General features: G+C 61.8%; 13 protein-coding genes. All 13 read left to right on the top strand.

All coding sequences use genetic code 11. The annotated features are described in order from the left end of the window. The first annotated feature begins 6 nt into the window (after window positions 1-6). The 13 genes from VLY20_07060 (at window position 7) to VLY20_07000 (ending at window position 17,704) form a co-directional block, all read left to right on the top strand. Window positions 7-909 (top strand): DPP IV N-terminal domain-containing protein, encoded by a 903-nt coding sequence (locus tag VLY20_07060; protein HUK56400.1) that lies wholly within the window; start codon window positions 7-9, stop codon window positions 907-909. A 54-nt stretch (window positions 910-963) separates the two neighbouring features. Next, a complete protein-coding gene (locus VLY20_07055) occupies window positions 964-2,010 on the top strand; it encodes a cytochrome D1 domain-containing protein (GenBank protein HUK56399.1) in 1,047 nt (348 codons plus the stop codon). Next, window positions 2,007-3,035 (top strand): cytochrome D1 domain-containing protein, encoded by a 1,029-nt coding sequence (locus VLY20_07050; GenBank protein HUK56398.1) that lies wholly within the window; start codon window positions 2,007-2,009, stop codon window positions 3,033-3,035. Before VLY20_07055 ends, VLY20_07050 begins: the two co-directional genes overlap by 4 nt. Before the next feature lie 46 nt (window positions 3,036-3,081). Then, window positions 3,082-4,152 carry a hypothetical protein gene (locus VLY20_07045; protein HUK56397.1) on the top strand — a complete coding sequence of 357 codons (1,071 nt, stop codon included), beginning with the start codon at window positions 3,082-3,084 and terminating at the stop codon, window positions 4,150-4,152. A gap of 39 nt (window positions 4,153-4,191) precedes the next feature. Next, window positions 4,192-5,205, top strand: coding sequence for a DPP IV N-terminal domain-containing protein (locus tag VLY20_07040; protein ID HUK56396.1), 1,014 nt, complete (start codon window positions 4,192-4,194; stop codon window positions 5,203-5,205). Beyond that, window positions 5,202-6,326, top strand: coding sequence for a DPP IV N-terminal domain-containing protein (locus VLY20_07035; GenBank protein HUK56395.1), 1,125 nt, complete (start codon window positions 5,202-5,204; stop codon window positions 6,324-6,326). Before VLY20_07040 ends, VLY20_07035 begins: the two co-directional genes overlap by 4 nt. A gap of 7 nt (window positions 6,327-6,333) precedes the next feature. After that, complete coding sequence (locus VLY20_07030) at window positions 6,334-7,473, top strand: hypothetical protein (protein ID HUK56394.1); 1,140 nt, start codon at window positions 6,334-6,336, stop codon at window positions 7,471-7,473. Continuing rightward, window positions 7,449-9,353, top strand: coding sequence for a DPP IV N-terminal domain-containing protein (locus VLY20_07025; GenBank protein HUK56393.1), 1,905 nt, complete (start codon window positions 7,449-7,451; stop codon window positions 9,351-9,353). The genes VLY20_07030 and VLY20_07025 overlap by 25 nt, the downstream gene beginning before the upstream one ends. Beyond that, entirely contained in the window at window positions 9,350-10,177 is an 828-nt protein-coding gene (locus tag VLY20_07020; protein HUK56392.1) for a YncE family protein, read from the top strand. Before VLY20_07025 ends, VLY20_07020 begins: the two co-directional genes overlap by 4 nt. 34 nt (window positions 10,178-10,211) lie before the next feature. After that, complete coding sequence (locus VLY20_07015; protein HUK56391.1) at window positions 10,212-11,294, top strand: DUF5050 domain-containing protein; 1,083 nt, start codon at window positions 10,212-10,214, stop codon at window positions 11,292-11,294. Between the two features lie 96 nt (window positions 11,295-11,390). Continuing rightward, window positions 11,391-12,455: a DUF5050 domain-containing protein gene (locus VLY20_07010; protein ID HUK56390.1), complete on the top strand. Its 1,065-nt coding sequence runs from the start codon at window positions 11,391-11,393 to the stop codon at window positions 12,453-12,455. Window positions 12,456-12,552: 97 nt separating this feature from the next. Beyond that, the gene (locus VLY20_07005; protein ID HUK56389.1) at window positions 12,553-13,920 is read left to right on the top strand and encodes a sialidase family protein; all 1,368 of its coding nucleotides are present in this window, start codon (window positions 12,553-12,555) and stop codon (window positions 13,918-13,920) included. 37 nt (window positions 13,921-13,957) lie between these two features. Further along, a complete protein-coding gene (locus tag VLY20_07000; protein HUK56388.1) occupies window positions 13,958-17,704 on the top strand; it encodes a hypothetical protein in 3,747 nt (1,248 codons plus the stop codon). The last annotated feature ends 7 nt before the right edge of the window (window positions 17,705-17,711 follow it).

Genomic DNA, 17,711 nt, shown 5'->3' with positions numbered 1-17,711 from the left:
AATCCCATGCGTAAACTTTTTAGTGTGATGATGATCGGGGTCGTCCTCTGCCCGGCCGCGGCCATGGCGGAGACTCCGGCGGCGTTCAAGCTCGGACCGCAGGTGGGTAATGAAGTTCAACTCACGACGAGTCCGGAGATGGACTACCTTCCCAGCTTCAGTCCGGACGGGAAACGGCTGGCGTTCACATCGTACGCGAGCGGGGAGGAAGAGATCTGGGTGATGGATCTGGACGGGAAAAACGCCCATTCGTTGACCCATCACCCGAAGGGCGACTGGTCCCCGGCCTGGAGCCCGGACGGGAAGACGATCGCCTTTACCTCGAGCCGCGACGGCGTCAACCAACTCTGGCTGATGGACGCGGACGGATCCCATCAGCGGCCCCTGACCCGGGCCGATCCTCTTCCAACCACATGGAATCGCGATCCTTCCTGGAGCCGCGACGGGAAGATGATCATTTTTACGTCGAATCGAACGGGAAAGGATGAAAACTGGATCATCGATCTGACGACGCAAAAACAGTGGCGACACTCGATCGGGATGGCCGAGCACTGGCATCCTTCCTTCAACCCGGACAGCACGCGGGTCCTTTTCTCTTCGAACCTGAGCGGGGAATGGGGCCTTTGGCTGTCGGACCTGCAGGGGAAAAACCTGGTTCGGCTGGTGGCCGACAAGCGGTTCGACAATAATCCGGCGGCCTCCTGGAGTCCGGACGGCAAACGCATCATCTTCCGTACGGCCGATTCGAATCTGTGGATCATGAATTCGGACGGATCGAACCGCTCGCCCCTGACGCTGGACGGAATGGTGGACGGGTGGCGTTCTTCTTGGAGCCCGGACGGCCGCAAGATTGCCTACACGTCCCTGCGCTCCGGAAACAGCGATATCTGGGTCATCACCCTGAAATGAAAGACGCCGGATACGGTATATGGATGTGGATGAAAAAGTAAAAGGAGAGTAATCATGGAAGACTTCAGGATGAGAACAGGCAAGGCCGGGTGGCTAAGTATCGGTGGCATCGTATTCGCATTCTTAATCCTGTCTCTAGCCCCCATCAATGCCTGGGCCAATCACCAGAGCCGTCAGGAAGCCTCCCTGCTCGGCGGTGCGACCGGGGATGGGCCGTCCCCCCTGTTTTATATCACCAACGCCACGACGGATGACCTGGCCATCGTGGATCCCGTCACCCAGCAGATCGTCAAATCCATCAAGGTTGGAAAGCGGCCTTTGGGGGTCGCGACCACGCGGGACGGACGGTATGCCCTCGTCGCCAATTTCGATTCGAACAGCGTCTCGGTCGTGGATCTGGGTCTGCTGAAGGTGGCGCGGACCGTTCCGGTCGGAACGGCCCCGGACGGCATTCATATTTCGCCCGATGGAAAGTGGGCCTACGTGGCCAACTCGGCCTCGAACGACCTCACGATCATCGAAACCTCGAGCTTCAGAACGGTCAAGACCTTGCCCGTCGGCAAGTCGCCGGACGGCATCGTGTTCACCCCGGACGGCCGGTTTGCCTACGTGACCAACTGCGATTCGAACAACGTTTCGGTCATCGACGCCCGCGCGCAGACCGTGGTGAAGACGATCGGGGTGGGCGTCGTTCCGGAGGGGATCGTCATCACGCCGGACGGGACGCGGGCGTTTGTCGCGAACAATATCAGCGACGACGTGTCCGTGATCGACCTGACGACCAACATCGTCGTGAAGACGATCCCGGTCGGGAAGGCCCCGGCGGGGGTGACCCTCGGCCCCGGCGGCCGGTGGGTCTACGTGGCGAATGAAAAATCGAACAGCCTCTCCGTCATCGACGCCGCCTCGGCGGAAGTGGTCCGGACCCTTCCGACCGGCGGAAAGTTTCCGGTGGATGTGCTTTTTACCCCCGACGCCAAGCAGGCCTTTGTTTCGCACCGGGACTCCAGCACCGTCACGGTCTTGGATATGGCGACCGGACGGGTGCTCAAGTCGCTGGCCATGGGAGAATCCATTCAGGAAGGGATCGCGCGACGATGAGTTCGCACGGCGCAACGATCCCTTCGGCCGATACGGTCCGGCCCCCGAGGCTCCGAAACCCGGTCTGGAAACCGGCGGCGACAGGTCTCGCTCTGTTGGGAATTCTGGGATGCGGTCTTCCGACGCCCGCCGCTCCCGACGGATCGGTTCCGCGCGGGCTCCTTTATGTGACCAACGAGGGATCCAATAATCTGATGGTGATCGACGCCCGCCGGTACCGGACGCTCAAGACGCTGCCGGTGGGCGCGCTGCCGGGGGGCGTGGCGTTGACGCGGGACGGGAGCCGTCTCTACGTGGCAAATTTCACGAATACCGTAACGGTAGTCGACACGTCTTCCGATCGGGTGGTGAACACCATCGAAGTCGGGAACGGCGCGACGGGCCTGGCCCTGTCCCCGGATCAAAAGATCCTGTATGTCACCAACCGTTCGTCGCATACCGTCTCGGTCGTCGATCTGGCGCAAGGGCGGACGATTCAAACCATTCCGGTGGGACTGGGCCCCAACTGGATCGATGTGGCCCCCGACGGGCGCTTCGTTTACGTCAGCAACGGCAGCTCCAGCGAGGTGGCGGTTATCGAAACCGGGACCCGTTCCGTGGTTCAGAAAATCAAGGTGGGCGAGATGCCGACCGGCCTCCGGGTTTCACCGGACGGTAGGACGGTCTGGGTGGCGGATTATCCCCGCGGCGTGACGATCATCGACACGGCGTCGAGGAACATCGAACGGACGATCACCGTCAAAAGTTTTCCGGCCGGGTTGACGTTTTCTCCGGACGGAAAATTCGTCTACGTCACGAATGTCAGCACGGACGATCTCTCGGTGATCGATGCCGGCACGTACCAAGTGGTCGGCGATATCCCGGTCGGCAAGACCCCCGTCGAGGTCAAGGTCAGCCGGGACGGCCGTTACGCCTATGTTTTGAACGAAGGATCGTCCGACCTCTCGGTGATCGACCTTCCGTCCGGTCATGTGGTCCGGACCGTGAAGGTCGGGGTCCGACCGAGCGGTCTGGCGGTTCAGTGACCCGGGCTCTCCCGCGGCGGGCCGGTCAAGGTTGGCGGAGTGGAATATGGACGGCGGGAAAGGCCGATGGAAGCGGGACCGACAACAAGGCCTCCTGGTTTGCGGTTTGATCGGCTTCATCGCCGGTTGCGAGGGGACGCTTTTCAAGGAAAGCCCGCCCGCCGCCGTTCCGATCCCGGCCGAAGCCGCGGCCGGCCGGATCGTCTATGCCTCCACGCAGGACGGTCCCTGGGACATTTATTCGGTGACGGCCGACGGTCGACGCACCGAGCGTTTGACCTCCACTCCGGAGGAGGAGGAAGGGCTGATGCCTTCCCCGGACGGAACCAAGATCGCGTTTGTTTCGAGACGGGATGGCGACTACGAAATCTATATCATGAACACCGATGGAAGCGCCCCGGTCCGACTGACCTACGCCAAGGGGATTGACGAAGGGCCGGTCTGGTCCCCGGACAGCCGCCGGGTCGCCTTTGAATCGAACCGGGACGGAAATTGGGAGCTCTATCGCATCGATGCGGACGGATCGAGCGAGCGGCGGCTGACCGAGACGCCGGAAGAGGAGGCCAACCCCGTTTGGTCGCCGGACGGTCGCCGGATCGCGTATGAAGCCAGGCGGGAGGGGGCCTGGGAAATTTATTCGATGGACGCGGACGGATCGCATCCGGCCAATCTCACTCGAAACCTCGCCGACGATCGGTGTCCGGCCTGGTCTCCGGATGGAAAACAGATGTTGTTTGTTTCGAACCGGACCGGAAGCTGGGAGCTTTACCGGATGGCGTCGGACGGCAGCGGCATCGCGCGGTTGACCCGGAGCCGCGGGGACGAGACGGATCCGGTCTGGTCTCCGGACGGAAGCCGGATCGCGTACGCCGTGGATCAATCCGGCCGGCGGGAAATCCATGTGATGGATGCCGACGGCCGCCATGAAAAGCGACTGATGTCGCGCGTGCCGGACGAGGCCAAGCCGGTCTGGTCTCCGGACGGCCGGAGGGTGTTGTTCGTGGGATATCAACTCGACGCCCCCGAACTTTTCATTGCGGCCGCCGACGGTTCGGGGGCGACGCCCGTGACGGCCGTCGCGGGACGGAAAGCCGATCCGCAATGGTTGCTCAATTGAGCGGGACGGTCGGATCAATCTAAAGGAGGTGGACCGAAAATGAAAGGGGTTATACTGGCTACGGTGGGTCTGGTCCTGTGCGGTTCCGGACTCGCATCCGGGGAAGAAGGCGGCCTGTCCCGCCGGATCGCGTTCGAGTCGCACCGGGACGGCAACTGGGAGATCTATTCCATGAACCCGGACGGGTCCGATCAACGCAACCTCACGCGGAGCCCCGGCGACGACGTCTGGCCCGTCTGGTCGGCCGACGGCCGGCGGCTGGCCTTCGTTTCCACCCGCGACGGGAACAAGGAAGTCTACATCATGGACGCGGACGGTTCGCATCCGGTCCGGCTGACGCACGACCCGGCCGAGGATGAAGATCCCTTCTGGTCGCCGGACGGCCGCCGACTGGCCTTCATCTCGACGCGGGACGGCAACCATGAAATCTACGTGGTCAACAGCGACGGGACCGATCTCCGTCGGCTGACACGCGACCCGGCCGAGGATTCCCGGCCGTTCTGGTCGCCGGACGGCACCAAGATCGCCTTTCTGTCGAAGCGGGACGGCAACAGCGAAGTCTATGTGATGAACGCCGACGGATCCGACCAGCGGAATCTAACCAAAAGCCGGGGGGACGATTTCAACCCGAAATGGTCGCCGGACGGCACCAAGATCGGGTTCGTTTCCAACCGGGACGGGAACAACGAAATCTACGTCATGAACGCCGACGGGTCGAACGCGACGAACATGACCCGCGATAAACACGAGGACGGCCGCGGGGCTTTTTTCTGGGCCCCGAACAGCCAGCAGCTGACGGTGATTTCGAACCGGGACGGCAACTGGCAGGTTTACCTGATGAACGTGGACGGATCGAGCATCAAGCGGTTGACCGTCGGCCCGACGGATGCGGACATCCCGACCTGGTCGCCGGACGGGGGACAGATCACGTTTGTCTCCAGCCGGGACGGCCACAATCAGATTTATGTCATGAACCGCGACGGCTCGCATCAAACGCGCCTGACCCACACGGCGTCGGACAACACATGGCCGTTCTGGAGGCCCGTTAAATGAACACGTTCTTTCGACTCCGGGTCTCGGCCTTCTTTCTGTTTTCTGCGATCAACCTGATCGGCTGTGGGATGCGTCAAGTCGCGACGGAACCGTTCAACACGGATCCGATCATTTCCGAACGGATCAGCCGGACGACGCCGGCCATCGTGCGGCTGACGCGGACCGAAACGGACGAAGAGAATCCGGTCTGGTCGCCGGACGGAACCCGCCTGGCGTTCGAGTCGAGGCGGGACGGCAATAAAGAAATTTACGCCATGGATCCGGACGGCGGGCATGCGCGAAACCTGACCGGGAACCCGGCGGACGACGACGACCCGATCTGGTCGCCGGACGGGCAGCGGATACTCTTCGTCTCGAACCGCGACGGGAATAAAGAGATCTATGTCATGGATTCGGACGGTACGCATCAGACCAATCTGAGCCGGAATGCCGCGAACGACCGCTGGCCGGTTTGGTCCTACGACGGATTGAAAATCATGTTCATCTCGGACCGGTCGGGAAGCTGGGACCTTTTTTCGATGAACCCGGACGGCTCGGATCAACGACGGCTCACGACATTGCCGGCCGTGGAAGACAACCAGAAATGGTCTCCGGACATGAAGCATGTCGTTTTCGTCTCCGATCTGAGCGGTCACAACGAGATCTACCTCATGGACGGTCAAGGCTCCCGGCCCCGCCCGCTGACCAAGACTTCGGGCGAGAGCACCTGCCCCAACTGGTCGCCGGACGGGAAGCACCTGTCCTTTGTCTCCAACCGGACCGGCAATTGGGAACTGTATGTCATGAACGCGGACGGTTCGAATCCCCGGCAACTGACCCGGACGCCGGAAGAGGAGGACAGCCCGCGGTGGTCGCCGGACGGGAAGATGATCGCGTTCGTCTCGAAAGGGGAAGCGGGGGCCTATATCTCGGTGGTCGATTTGGCCGGACGGATTCAGAAAACGATGACGGACGCCGTTTCGGAAAAGGAGGTTCCTTCCTGGTCTCCGGACGGATCGCGAATCAGCTTCGTCCAGAAGGATGGCCAGGGACCCTGGCAGATCTTCGTCATGGACCTCTGGGGAACGCAACAGGCCCGACACGACGAGGGTGACGGACCGTTCGTTGCGCCGATTCCCTGAGGCGGAGATGAAGGAAACGGCATGGCGATGGGCGCTTTTCATCGCGGCGGCCTGGCTGCTTCCCGCGGCTTGCGCGACGACCGGGAGTCCGAGGCCTGAATTAGGCTTTCCGGACCCGGCGGGGCGGGAGGCCCGGCTGGCCTTCACCGTTCTGCATGGGGGGGGCCGGGACATTTATATCGTCAACCGCGATGGGCGCCACTTGAGCAACGTCACGCGGGGCCGGGGTAAAAATATCTGGCCGGCGTGGTCGCCCGACGGAGAACGGCTGGCTTATCTCAGCGACCGGGACGGCCGCTGGGAGATTTACAGTATGACCCTTCGGGATTTCGTCGATACGAAGATAACCCGGACACCGGAGCGGCAGAGCGCCCCGGCCTGGTCGCCCGTTGGATCCGGGGGCCCGTGCGCTCCGTCTTCGACGGGTGCTCCGATGTCCCCGGGCCCCGCGCAGCCCCCGGCGGAGCCGGAGGGCTGCGTTAAAGGTGACCGGCTGGCCTTCATGCTCGGCGACGAGGGCCGTCGGGAGATCTACCTGATGCGGGCCGATGGGCAAGAAAGGACTCGGCTCACGAATCTTCCCGGCGACAAGGTGGCGGCGGCCTGGTCTCCCAACGGAGAGACGATCGCGTTCGAGTCCAATGCGACGGGCCGTTGGGAGATCTATCGGGTGGAGGCGAAGGGCGGCGATCCGCTTCGGCTGACCCGGGGAACGGGCGATAACGAAACACCGGTCTGGTCCCCGGACGGAGCCCAAATCGCGTTCGAGTCCGACCGGGACGGTCATTGGGAGATTTATGTCATGGCGGCCGACGGGTCCAAGCCCCGCCGCCTGACGCGGATGGACGGCGCCGCGTCGAACCCGGCCTGGTCGCCGGACGGGCGCCGATTGGCCTTCGAAGCGCTTCGACAAGGGCGGAATGATATTTACGTCATGGACGCCGGAGGGCAAGATCTGCGAAACCTGACGAACGATCCGGCCGACGACATCGGGCCCCAATGGTCGCCCGACGGCCGGCAGATCGCGTTCAGTTCGAACCGGGATGGGCATTATCAGATTTACACCATGAGTCCGGATGGATCCCGTGTCACGCAGTTGACCCGGTTGCAAGGAGAGAGCAAGTGGCCATACTGGTCGCCGAAATAGAAAAACATGATCCGGAAACGGTGAAGGGTTTAAGGGTCCAAAGGTTCAATGCGGCCGCGCGACTTTTCAACCTTGCAACGCTTTTCGCCTTTTTGACGGCCGGATGCGGCGGCGGTCCGGCCCCATCCCTTGTTAATCCGCTGAAGGGGAATCAACCGTACGGCTCGGAGGAGGAAGACCAGCCGATGGATCTCCGGGAGGGAAAACCGGTATACATCTGGCCGGTGGCCTCGCCCGACGGAAAGCGGATCGCCTTTGTCTCCAATCGGGACGGCAACACCGAGCTGTACGTGATGAACGACGACGGCTCGAACCCGGTCAACCTGACCCGGAACCGCGCCGAGGACGGAAACGGCAGTTACGCCTGGTCCCCCGACGGAAGCCGGATCGTCTTCGCTTCCCGGCGCAGCGGGAATTGGGCCGTTTATACCGTGAGGCCGGACGGGCGGGACCTTCGGCGCGTGACAAGCGGCTCGGCGCAGGATTATAATCCCGTTTGGTCGCCGGACGGCCGATGGCTGGCCTTCGCGTCGAACCGGAGCGGAAGCTGGCAGATCTACCGGGTCCATCCCGACGGCACGGCCCTGGAGGCCCTGACGGCCAGCGCCCAAGACAACGACGCGCCGGTCTATTCGCCCGACGGCCGGTCCCTGGCGTTCATTTCGGACCGCACCGGGAATTGGGATATTTTTCTCATGCCCTCCGAAGGAGGCGAGGCCGTGGATCTGACGGACTACCCCTCGGACGAGGATCATCCGCGTTGGGCTTCCGACGGTCGGCGGATCGTCTTTGAATCGAACAAAGACGGGAACTGGGACGTCTACACGATCCGGGCGGACGGAACGGGTCTGGTCCGCCTGACGCAGACCCCGGCGGCCGAATCCAGCCCGGTCTTTTCCCCGGATATGAGGCATGTCGCGTTTGCCTCCTATCGGGACGGAAATCCGGAGATCTACGTCATGGATTCGGACGGGTCCAACCCGACGCGCCTGACCTTCAATCCCGACAACGACATCTGCCCGTATTGGTCTCCGGACGGGTCGAAAATTTATTTTTCCTCGAACCGGGGCGGACGGGAAGAAATTTACGCCATCCGCATGTCGGATTTTCGCGAGATCGCCGTGAGCTTCCATTCGAACGAGGAGGGCTCGCACGGAACGGGAGGCTATTTTGAAGAGCATCCGACCTGGTTCGCCGACGGTCGCCGGATCGCCTTTGCGGCCGGGCGGGATGAGGCTCGGGGATGGTATGTGATGGACACCGAAACCGGTCGGATCGAGCGTGCGGACCCAGGGACGATCGACGGACATGCGCGCCCTTTTGCGATCGAACCGGGCGAGGACCCGGTCGAATCTCATGACGGAAAGTGGGTCGCGTTCGAGTCCAATCGGGACGGCCATTGGGAGGTCTACGTTGCTGGATCGGACGGCTCGAACCCGACGCGGTTGACCGACGCCCCGGGTGCGGATATTCAACCGGCCTGGTCGCCCGACGACCGTCGGATCGCGTTCACCTCCAACCGGGACGGGACTTCCGCCATTTATATCATGGATCGGGACGGAGGGCATGCGGGCGCGGTCGTGCGGCTTCCATCGGCGCGGCTGCCGGCCTGGTCCGCGGACGGCAAGCAACTTTATTTCGTCGCCGAATCGGCCGGCCGCGATGAATTGTACCGGAAGAATCTTGAGAGCGGGGAGATCGTGTCCTTGACCCGCTCCATCGCGCCGCCCGGCACCCGCATCTGGCATCCCACGGCCAGCCCGAACGGCCGATGGCTGGCCTACGTCACGAACGCGAGCGGTGAATACCGGATCTGGATCACGGACCCGAACGGGACGCAAAAACGCTTGCTGACCGAGGCGGCCGGGGTGCGGCCGTGACAAAAACGCCTCGGATGACGATCGCGGTCGCGCTGGCGGGCATCGCCCTTTGGGGATGCGGGGGCGGGATTCCCGACGTCCGGATCGACAAGGGCTATCCCGATTTCCGGTCGGCCCGGGCCATCATGGGCGAGCATCGACCGATGCGACTGGCCGTCTGGGGACGGACCGGTTACGCCATTCCGGAAGATTTGAACGAAGTTTTTGTCCTGGACCTGGAGGGCCGCCGGATCCTGAAGCGCATCCCGGTCGGAACCAACCCGATGGGGATCGTGGTGACCCCCGACGGCCGGTTCACACTGGTGACGAATCATCATTCCGGGGACTTGTCGATCATCGAAAACGCGCGGGGCGAAGTGGGACGGACGTTGGTCCTGGGAGACAACCCGTGCGGCATCGCGCTTTCACCGGACGGTTCCCGGGCCTATGTCACGCACCACGGCGGCAACCGCGTCTCGGTTTTGTCCATCCCGTCGTTCGAGAAGATTGCGCAAGTCGCGGTCGGGACGGGACCGATGGCCGCGGCGGTGACGCCGGACGGCGCGCGGCTTCTCATCGTGAACGAGGCGTCGAACGATGTGTCCGTGCTGGAAACTCGGGGGTTGAAGACCGTGAGCCTCATTCCGGTCGGCCGCGCTCCCAAGAGCGCGGCGGTCTCACCCGACGGACGGTGGGCCTACGTGGCCAACAGCGGTTCCGCTTCCCTGACCGTGATCGATCTGAAACGGCAGCGGGCGGTCCGGACGATCCCGTTGGAGGAGAGTCCGGTTCGGGTGGATATCGCGAAGGACGGCCCGGAAAATTACAGCCTGGTGGTTTGGTAGCGGATTGGAAGGTTGTTCAAGAGGAGGATGACGAATGAAGAGGAGATCGCAGGTCGTTTCGGGCGTGCTCGGAGCCTTGGCGGTTTCGGCGATGTCGGGGCTGGTCGGATGCGGTCAGATGATGACGCCGTCCGGACGAAGTGCCGGAGATCTCTCCGCTCCGCAAAACGCGCCGTTGGATTTTAAACTGTTTTTTATTTCGTACCGGGATGGCACCCGGGAACTCTACGTCATGGATCCGGACGGAAGCCACCAGACCCGGTTGACCCGCAACATGGGCCAGGTGGATTACGCCGTGGCCTCTCCGGATGAAAAGCGGGCCGTGTACGTCACGGACGGCACCGGCAACCGTGAGATCTACCGGATCAATGTGGACGGGTCCGACCGGGTCCAGCTCACCCACAACGACGCGGACGATTACGCGCCCCGGTGGTCGCCCGACGGAAAGAGGATCGTGTTCATCTCCGAGCGCGACGGCAACGCGGAGCTCTACATGATGAATTCGGACGGGACCGATCAGACGCGGCTGACCCACACCCCGGGGATGGAGGACGATCCCCAGTGGCTTCCCCACGGAAACAAGATCGCCTTCACCTCGAACCGGGACGGCAACGAAGAGATCTACGTGATGGATCCGGACGGCGCCCATCAGACGAACCTGACCAAGAATCGCGCGGAGGACTGGAACCCGTTCTGGTCGCCGGACGGGACCCGGATCGGGTTCGTCTCGACGCGCGACGGCAACCGGGAAATTTACGCGATGAACGCGGACGGGTCCGATCCGATGAACCTGACCCGCAATCCGGCGGACGACGGCAGCGGGATGTTCACCTGGTCCTCGGACGGAAGGGTCCTGCCGTTTGTGACCAACCGCGCCGGCCGGCGCGAGATTTTTATCATGAACGCGGACGGGTCCAATCCCCGGAATCTTACGAACACGCCGAACGCGGATGAAGACGATCCGGTCTGGCTTCCGGACGGCCGGATCCTGTTTCTGACCAACCGGGACGGCAACTGGGAGCTGTACGCCATGAACCGCGACGGGTCCGGAGTGACGAATCTGACGAATAACCCGGCCGACGACACAAGAGGGATCCGGCTCTATCCGGGACGGTAGGGGTCCGGGGGGCGCCTGCCTGCCGGCAGGCGGGTCGGAGGACGGTTTCCGCTTCCGCACGGGCCCCCCCCGGTGGAAGAGTCCATGGAGGATGTTATGAAAAGGACGTACCGATGGGCAATGGCGGCGATCACGGCCGTCCTGGTCGTGTCCGGGTGCGGTCAGAAGGTCAAGCCGGGCCTTTTGATTCCGCGCGAGACCCGGGACTACAAGATCTATTTTTCATCCAATCGCACCGGCGAGCGCGAGTTGTTCCGGATGGATCCGGACGGCGAGCACCAGATCCGGCTGACGAACAGCAGCGGGGCCAAGTACTTTGCCGTGGTGACGCTGGACGGCAGCCGGGTCGTCTATGTGAACAACGATCACGGCAAGCGGGATATCTATTCGATGGCGCCCGACGGGACCGATCAGCACCGGCTGACCGACACCGGCACGGATGAATTCCCCCGCTGGTCGCCGGACAAGAAAAAAATCCTTTTCATCTCGGCGCGGGAGGGAAACCGGGAAGTTTACCTCATGAACGCCGACGGATCCCGCCAGATTCGCCTGACCCGGTCGGAGAACGAGCAGTCGGACGCCAAATGGTCGCCCGACGGCACCCGGATCGCCTTCACCTCGACAAGCGCGAGCGGGGACGAGGACATCTATATCATGGACGCCGACGGTTCCCATCAGCGGAACCTCACCCACAGCCCCGGTCTGGACTGGAACGCCTTCTGGTCGCCGGACGGGACCCGGATCGGGTTTGTCACGACCCGCGACGGCAACCGGGAGATCTATTCCATGAACCCGGACGGCTCGGACCCGGCGAACCTCACCCGCAATCCGGCGGACGACGGCAGCGGAATGTTTACCTGGTCGATGGACGGAAGAGTCCTTCCGTTCGTGACGATTCGCGACGGCAACCGGGAGATCTATATCATGAACGCGGACGGATCCAAACCCCACAACCTGACCCGCACGCCCCGGTCCGAGGAGGACGATCCGGTCTGGCTTCCGGACGGCCGCATCCTGTTCGTGACCAACCGGGACGGCAACTGGGAATTGTATGCCATGAACCGGGACGGTTCGGGGCTGGTCAACCTGACCCATAATCCGGCGGACGATATGCGCAGTTTGGTGACCTACAACGAAAGCGGCTTGGACCGGAAGAATTGAATCGGTGAACGGGCGAGAGATGCTGGATACAGGATGCGGGTGAAAGGAAAAAGCGATGAGAAGCAAGTGGCGTGACGCAAGATGCTGGAAGAGAAAAATGGTATTCTATTTATCACTGGCTCTTTCATTGACCCCGTTAGCGGGACCGTCGGCATTGTCTCAGCAGGTTGAAGGCAGCTCACCGGCATCCAGCATTAAGTCCCCGGCATCTTCGTTTCAGCCCAATCACCGCATCACGGACGCCGGCCGGCGGTCCTTCTGGGCGCATACCTTTTCTTCCGGGGCGCACAGCGTGGCGGTGCGGGGAGGAGAGGTCTTCACGGCCTGGTACGATGTTCGAAACGGGGATTCCGACGTCTTCTTCGCCAAAAGCGACGACAGGGGAGCGACCTTCGGTCCGAATGTCCGGGTGAACGACGACACGGGCCGCGCCCGGCAGTACAAGCCCAGCCTCGGGCTGGATGCCGCGGGCGCGATCTATATGATCTGGCGGGACGACCGGAGAGGCCACGCGGACATCTTTTTCGCGCGGAGCGAGGACGGCGGGAAGACCTTTACCAAAAACCTCCTCCTCAACGACGACAACGGCTGGGCCTATCATGGCAATCCGTCGATCGGGGTCTCTCCGGAGGGAAACGTCTATGCGGCCTGGTCGGACGACCGCAACGGCGAGGGGGACATTTATTTTACCGTCAGTCATGACCGTGGAAGAAGCTTCGGCCGGAACCTCCGGCTGAACGACGATGCGGGCCGTTCCGTCCAGTCGCACCCCACCGTCGGGGCCGGAGCCGGGGGTCTCGTCGTCGTGGCCTGGGAGGATTTTCGGAACGGCCGCTCCGAAATCTATCTGACCCGAAGCATCGACGGCGGAAGGACCTTCGAGCCGAACCGGAGGGTCGTGTCCGGGGCCGACGGGACGGTCCAGGTTTCTCCCAGCATCGCCGTCGATCCGCACGGCCGGGTCGCCGTCGCCTGGGCCCAGTTCCGGCCGCAATCGGGGCCGGTCGATCCGCCCGACGCCGCCAAGGGCGAAACGCTCTGGTGGGAAAAGGTCCGGCAGGGCGACGCGGACATCGATCTGGCCGTCAGCGCGGACGGCGGGGCCCATTTCAGTCCGTCGAGCCGGGTGAACGATGATCGAACGGACCGCCCTCAGGCCTTCCCCTCCGTTGCCTTCGACCCGCGCGGCGGCATCGATCTGGCCTGGGAGGATTTCCGGAACGGCCAGGCCGATATCTATTTCGCGCAGATCGGCCCGGGACAGGTCGGCCTCCGGGCCAACGAAAAAGTGAACGACGATGCCGCCCGCGCGCGTCACTACCACCCGAGCCTGGCGGTGGATGAGCAGGGCAGGGCGTATCTCCTCTGGACGGACGGCCGCGGCAACCCCTTTGTCTCCTCGGCCGATGCCGATGCGCACACGGAAGAAGAGGGCAACGATATCTACTTTGCGCGGTCCAACTGAGGATGATGGACAGGGGTTATAATTAGAAGTGATGAAAATGCTTAAACGATCATACCTCATCCCTCCGCTCGCGCTGGTGAGCAGTATTTATCTTTTAAGCGGCTGCGGGATGAAAACCAGCTCCTCGTCCGGGAATGCCGACAACGGTCTTAGGGCCAAGGCCTGGGCGCCCTCGGCCTCGCCGCTCGATGTCGGCGCGGTTTTTGACGTGACCCCCCAGGTAGCGGTCCAGCCGAACGGCGGAGGCGGCGCGGTCGCGGTCTGGACCAAGCGGGTGGATCTGGACGCCTCGGATAGCCTCCCGGCAGTCTACCATCTCTACGCGGCGCATTGGACCGGCGGCGTCTTGGACACGACCGACACGGCCTGCCCGTTCGGGAATCCGGACCCGACGGGAAACGACGGGGTCTGCGTGATCGACACGGGTAGCGCGCAGTACGACGCCTGGTCGCCGAAGGTTTCGATGGACGACAACGGGGACGCGATTGTGGTGTGGCAGCAGCACGACGGCACGGCCCAGCGGGTCTATGCGCGACGCTTCAGCGGCGGGATCTGGGGAGCCGTCCAGCAGCTCAACGACTCTGGGGAGTTCACCAACTTTGACGCGGCGGACCCGGCGATCGCGCTGGAGCCGGACCCGGCGAACAACGGCGTGCCGCCGTCCGGAGGCACGGCGGACGACGGTGTCGGCAGCGCCATGGCGGTCTGGTCGCAGTACAATCAAAAGGATTGGATCCAGGTGTTTGATTCGACTGCCGCGAATCCTACTCCTAAAACCCCTGGAGCGGCCTCGGGGACGAACTGGACGGCTACTCCTTCGGGAACATTAACCAATGCCGTACAAACTGCTGCGGATGGCTTCTATGCCACATACAATAACACGACCCAGGATGACCTTTGTGTTACCGGTTTCAATTTTAATATTACCGCAACGAGTATTCAGGGTATTATCGTGAGCGTGCAAGGCAATGGGGCATCAGGCACTGCAACGGATCGTCAATATCGCATCGGTTTGACAAAGTCGGGCTGTACATTGGTCGGAACGCGCAAGACGGGCATTCAGATGAGCCAGACCACGGATACAGGCACGGTGACCGGGAACCTGAACGACCTCTGGGGAACGATTTGGACGCCGTCCGATATCGGCGCTCCCAGCTCCCCCAATCCTTCGTTCGGTGTCCTGATTTCGGATAACGATACGACGGCGGCCCCGCTCAATATTGATCGGATCAGGATCACGGTCATGACGGATCAAGGTCCGCAATGCCCTGGTGGTGGGAATAATAATTGCTCCCAGGTGCTGACGATGGAGGGTGTTTACAACGGCGAGTTATTTGCGGGCATGGGCGGCATCCAGAGAGGAAGCTCGGACATCTACGTTTACGATGCTGGCACAAATACCTGGTCCTATTCTTTTAATGATGATGACCCAACCAACGGGTATGAAGAAGTTAGGTCCATGGCTGTTTATAATGGTAAATTATACGCCGGTCTGGGCGCCAGTATCACCAACAATAGTGAAGGGGACATGAGGGTCTTTGACGGAACCGCCTGGACTCCATTGACCACGAATAATCTGTCGTGCGGCGGCGGCTCCCCCCCCTGCGCGAACGTCGGCGGCGCCGCGATTTATAATGACGTGCGGTCGATCGCGGTCTATCAGTGTCCTGCTTGTCCGACTCCATCGCTCTATATCGGCATGGGACACGGGACCGGAACCGTGGGGACGCCTGGTAAAGGAGACATATGGCGGTGCGCCGTGTGCGACGGCTCCGATTGGCAAATGGTCTGGAAGAGTCCGGTGTTTCCCAACCCGGGTTTCTACGGCGCCATAGATTCCATGGCCGTCTATCAATGTTCGACCTGCGCCGCCCCCCAGCTCTATGCCGGTTTTGGAGATGGAAATATCATCTCTTCCGTTACCACGGCCGATGTGAAGCGCTGCACGATTTGCGACGGGTCGGACTGGGTTACCGTTAGAGATAATTCGGCGACCTACGGGGCCGTGGATTCCATGGCGGTTTACAACGGCCGGCTTTATATCGGCTATGGGGAGGACGTTCAGTCGGTTACCGCAGCGCATGGCGATATCGAGAGTTGCAGCATCTGCGGTGGAAATAGTGACTGGACCAATGTGTTCACGGGGAGTGATTATCCGGAAAATTTTGCGGGTGTCAATACCATGGTCCCCTATAATGGATTTTTGTACATCGGTCTGGGCGATCCAAGCGGAGGGACGAGAAGCAGCGGAGATATCAAGAGGTGTATCGCGTGCGATAAGACAGATTGGTCCGATAGCCATGATTTTAATACGTATGACTCGGTGCATTCTCTTGCCGTCTACGATGGAGATTTGTATGCGGGATTGGGAAATACCTTTGATACGGGTGGAGACATCTATAAGTTCTCGGCCGGATGGCAGACGGTCGTACGGCGGCTGGTCAACGGGGTCTGGGACACGTCGGACACCATTTGCCCTGCAGGGAGCGGCCTGAACGACGGCATCTGCTACCTCAGCGGTGTGGACAGCTCCACGGTTCAACCCAGCCAGAGCCCGCGTGTGAAGGTGGACAACTTCGGTCGTTCGATTGTGGCCTTTATCCAGATGGTGCAACAGACGGACTGCTTTGTCCCGCCTACGGTTGACCCTTCGACGTTCGACGGGGGCGTTACAGGTGATGTCAACAATTTAACGATACAACAAGGTCCTTGTATGGTCTCAAGCCTTCAGGCCAATCTTTTCAATGGAACAAGCTGGCAGAGTCCGATGGACCTTAGTCCGGATGCCAACCTCTCCAGCGGTACGCCCGGCAGCGTTGCCAGCCGGAATCAACTTATTTGTTTCGAAGCCGGTGACGGAGGTGCGCCAAGTCGGGGAACGGTCAGCAATAGCGATTCCTGCGTCAACATCGTCGAGTTTGATCTCGCGATGGATACAACGGGCCAGACTTTCCTGTTGATTAAGACCTCTTGGGGGCTGAGCGAGGATTTTTCTATCTCGAATCCTTTGGGGGCGGGCTGTGCAAGCGGGGCTCATAACGGGAACTGTAATCCGGATGGAAATGCCGATCAGTACTATGAAGGCCAGGCGATCGTGGCGCGCGAGTACGGGATGGGTTCTCCCTGGTCGGCCGTCAACTGGACTATGGATATATTAGCCAATTTTGGCAGCTATCCTGTCCTAACCATACCCGATGGTGTTAATACGGTATCGACTCCCACGGTCTTCGGAACCGGGCCCTTTGCCGGCGGCTGCCCCTCCTCCACCTCGCTCGACGGCGTTCGCTCGATTCTGAATTGCCAATTCAGGAATCCGCATATTGCGATGGCGTCGAACGGAGCCGGCTACGCCATTACGACCTACGAGAGTTACGATGGATCGGGCTGGAATATTTGGGCCCACTATTTTATCAGTCCCTGGCTGGCCGGACAAGAGATCGACGCCGGGAGCGGGGACGCGCATGCGCCGCAGATCGTGATGGATGCCGCAGGAAACGGGGTGGAGGTCTGGACGCAGAACGACGGCGCGATGTTCCGGATCTACAGCAACTGCTTCGCGCTGTCGACCGGGCCGGGTCCCTGTGGAAACGTGTCCGTGCCGGGCTGGCAGGGCGCGGTTATTATTGACGGCGGCGTGGGATCCGAGAGCGCTTATTACAGCCCGGTGATCGATATGCCCGCGACGGGGGGAGCGGGCAGCGCGTTGTCCGTCTTCCTCGGCTGGTCCTCGCCCCTGGTGTCCGGGGATAATAACACGCGACTGTACTACACCGCGGGGCCGTGAGTATAAG

Source organism: Nitrospiria bacterium, from assembly GCA_035517655.1.
Lineage (GTDB): Bacteria > Nitrospirota > Nitrospiria > JACQBZ01 > JACQBZ01 > JACQBZ01.
This window is presented reverse-complemented; position numbering and strand designations above follow the sequence as displayed.